The sequence below is a fragment of the Streptomyces flavofungini genome (assembly GCF_041028215.1).
Lineage (GTDB): Bacteria > Actinomycetota > Actinomycetes > Streptomycetales > Streptomycetaceae > Streptomyces > Streptomyces flavofungini_B.
Genome location: NZ_JASKYR010000794.1, coordinates 1 through 3197, shown reverse-complemented (window position 1 = coordinate 3197; position 3197 = coordinate 1). Strand labels below are relative to the sequence as shown.

2 protein-coding genes are annotated in these 3197 nt (G+C 75.3%); both read left to right on the top strand.

Annotation, left to right across the window (positions count from 1 at the left end; genetic code table 11):
• The first annotated feature begins 78 nt into the window (after positions 1 to 78).
• Positions 79 to 258 (top strand): hypothetical protein, encoded by a 180-nt coding sequence (locus AB8Z36_RS34555; RefSeq protein ID WP_369217340.1) that lies wholly within the window; start codon positions 79 to 81, stop codon positions 256 to 258.
• A 103-nt stretch (positions 259 to 361) separates the two neighbouring features.
• A partial coding sequence (locus AB8Z36_RS34550; RefSeq protein ID WP_369217339.1) for an ATP-binding protein occupies positions 362 to 3197 on the top strand: 2836 nt, incomplete at its 3' end.

The following is a 3197-nucleotide window of genomic DNA, read 5'->3' as shown; positions in this document are numbered from 1 at the left end:
GTGAGGGACCCCCCTGGGCGAAGAGAGTGGAGTCATCGCAGAGAGCGACGGCACCACCGAGAACCCGAGGGGCATGAGATGTTCGAGTACGAGATGCACCAGATGCGCGCCGCCGAGCTGGCCCGGGAGGCCGACCGCCGCCGCCTGGTCCGCGAGGCCCGCCGCATCCGCCGCGCCGTCCGACGCTCGGCACGCGACGAAGCCGAGGGGCGGGTGAGCGCGCCCGCCTGGAAGACCCGGTCCGCCAGGACCGTCTGACATGACGGGCGTCAGGCCCACGCTTCCGCGGCGGAGCACCGGGACGGCTCCGCCGCGGACCACCACCGCGATATCGGGTCCCGCGCCGTCGGCGCACTGTGCGATGCTCGCCGCTGTGGAAACCAGGTCCGTCAGCCCGGTGTTCGTCGGCCGCACCGATGAACTGGGCGTACTGAACGAAGCACTCGCCCGCGCCACGGGCTCCCCGCTCGAAGGAGCCGGGGGCCCGGGCCCCGGCGAGCCGCAGGCGTTGCTGCTCGGCGGCGAGGCGGGCGTCGGCAAGACCCGCCTGGTGGAGGAGTTCACGGCGGCGGCCGAGCGGCAGGGTGCCGTCGTCGCGCTCGGCGGCTGCGTCGAGATCGGCGCCGACGGCCTGCCGTTCACGCCCTTCTCCACCGCCCTGCGCGCCCTGCGCCGCCGCCTGCCCGAGGAGCTGGCCGCCGCGGCCGAGGGCCAGGAGGAGGAGCTCGCCCGGCTGCTGCCCGAACTGGCCGCCCCCGCCGCGCACCACGGCCCCGGCAGCCGCTCCGACGAGCAGGGCATGGCCCGCCTCTTCGAGCTCACCGCCCGCCTCCTTGAGCGCCTCTCGCGCGAGCGGACCGTCGTCATCGCCCTGGAGGACCTGCACTGGGCCGACACCTCCACCCGGCACCTGCTCGCCTACCTCTTCCGCACCCTGCGCGGCGGCCGCCTCGTCCTTCTCGCCACCTACCGCGCCGACGACATCCACCGCCGCCACCCGCTGCGCCCCCTCCTCGCCGAACTGGACCGGCTGCGGACCGTGCGCCGCATCGAGCTCGGCCGGCTGAGCAAGGACGAGGTCGCCCGCCAGATGGCCGGGATTCTCGCCGTCGAACCCGAACCCTCCCTGGTCGACGACGTCTTCGAACGCTCCGACGGCAACGCCTTCTTCGTCGAGGAACTCGCCGTGGCCGCCCACGGCAGCAGCTGCGCGGGCCTGACCGACTCGCTGCGCGACCTGCTCCTCGTACGCGTCGAGGAGCTGCCCGAGGACACCCAGCGCGTCGCGCGCGTCGTCGCCGAGGGCGGCTCCACCGTCGAGTACCCGCTCCTCGCCGAGGTCGTGGGGCTCGGCGAGGACCACCTGATCGAGGCGCTGCGGGCGGCGGTCGGCACCAACATCCTGCTCGCCTCGCCCGACGGCGACGGCTACCGCTTCCGGCACTCCCTGGTCCGCGAGGCCGTCAGCGACGACCTGCTGCCCGGCGAGCGCTCCCGCATCAACCGCCGCTTCGCCGAGGCACTGGAAGCCGGCCCCGCGCTCGTCGCCGCCGACCAGCGCGCCGCCCGGCTCGCCACGTACTGGTACCACGCGCACGACGCGGCCAAGGCCCTGCCCGCCGTCCTGCGCGCCTCCGTCGAGGCCCGCCGCCGCCACGCCTACGCCGAACAGCTCCGCCTGCTCGAACGGGCCATGGAACTCTGGGACGACACCCCCGGGGCCGTCCGCGAGGAACTCCGCCCCGCCGACTACGTGGAGGGCTACCCGCCCTGCGGCTGCGACCCCGCCACCACCCCGCTGCGCTATCTGGACCTGATGGCCGAGGCGACCGTCGCCGGACGGCTCTGCGGCGAACGCGAACGTGCCCTGAAGATCACCAAGCGCGCCCTGCGGCTCCTTGAGGACGAGAACGACCCCCTGCGGGCCGCCTGGTTCTGGGTCTCGCGCTCCCGCCTCGTCTCCACCCTCGGCCGGGGCGACGGCTGGGCGGAGATCGCCAAGGCGCAGGAGCTGATGCGCGGCCTGCCGCCCTCCGAGGTGCACGCCGACGTCCTGGTCCACCGCGCCTCCTGGGGCATGCTGCACGAGCCGGGCCCGGAGACCATGGCCGCCGCCGAACGCGCCGTCGAGTACGCCCGCATGGTCAAGGCCGACACCATCGAGCTCAACGCCCGCCTCACCCGGGGCAACCTCCTCATCGAGGCGGGCGACCCCGAGACCGGTCTGGCCGAGATGTACGAGGTCAGGGACCGCGTCGTCGAACAGGGCCTGGTCACCGACCTCAGCCGCGCCCACATCAACCTGCCCTCCGCCCTCGAAGGCGTCGGCCGCTCCGCCGAGTCCGTGAAGGTCGCGATGGAGGGCATCGCGTTCTGCCGCACGTACGGCCTGATGGACACCGAGGGCTGGGTCTGGGGCAACGCCGCCGAGTCCCTGCTCTCGCTCGGCCGCTGGGACGAGGCGGCCGAAGCCGTCGCCCAGACCCACCGCTGCGCGCAGAGCGACAAGCCCCGCGGCTCCGCGGCCCAGTGCTCCGCGCGCATGGCGCTGCACCGGGGCGAGACCGCGGCGGCCACCCGGTACCTCCAGAGCGCCCACCACCACTACGGCAGCCACGACCCGCAGCCGCAGTACATCCTGCCGCTGGCCGCCATCGCCCTCGGCATCGCCGCCGCCGAGGGCCGCGTCCTGGACGGCCGCGCCGAGGTGGAGCGCGGCCTCGCCTCCGGCCTGCCCTTCGGCACCTACAAGTACGGCTGGCCGCTGCTCCTCGCCGCCGCCACGATGGAGGCCGACAACCGCGGTCTGCCCGCCGCCGAGCCGGGGCGCCCCGAGGCCGTCGCCCGCATCCGCGCCGTCACCAAGTCCCTCGCCACCCCCATCCCGCTCTGGCGCGCCTACGACGAGTGGACCCGCGCCGAGCTCCTGCGCTCCGAGGGCCGTGACAAGGCCGCCGACTGGGCCGCCGTGGTCGAAGCCGTCGAGCCCCTCGACCGCCCCTTCGACCTGGCCAGCGTCCGTCTCCGCCTCGCCGAGGCGCTGCTCGCCCCGGACGGCACCGACCGCGACGCCGCCGCCCGGCTGCTCCGCCAGGCCCGCGAGACGGCCGGGCGGCTCGGCGCGAGGCCGCTGGCCGACGCGGTCACCGGGCTCGCCCAGCGGGCCCGCCTCACGCTCGACCCGGCCGAGCCCGGTG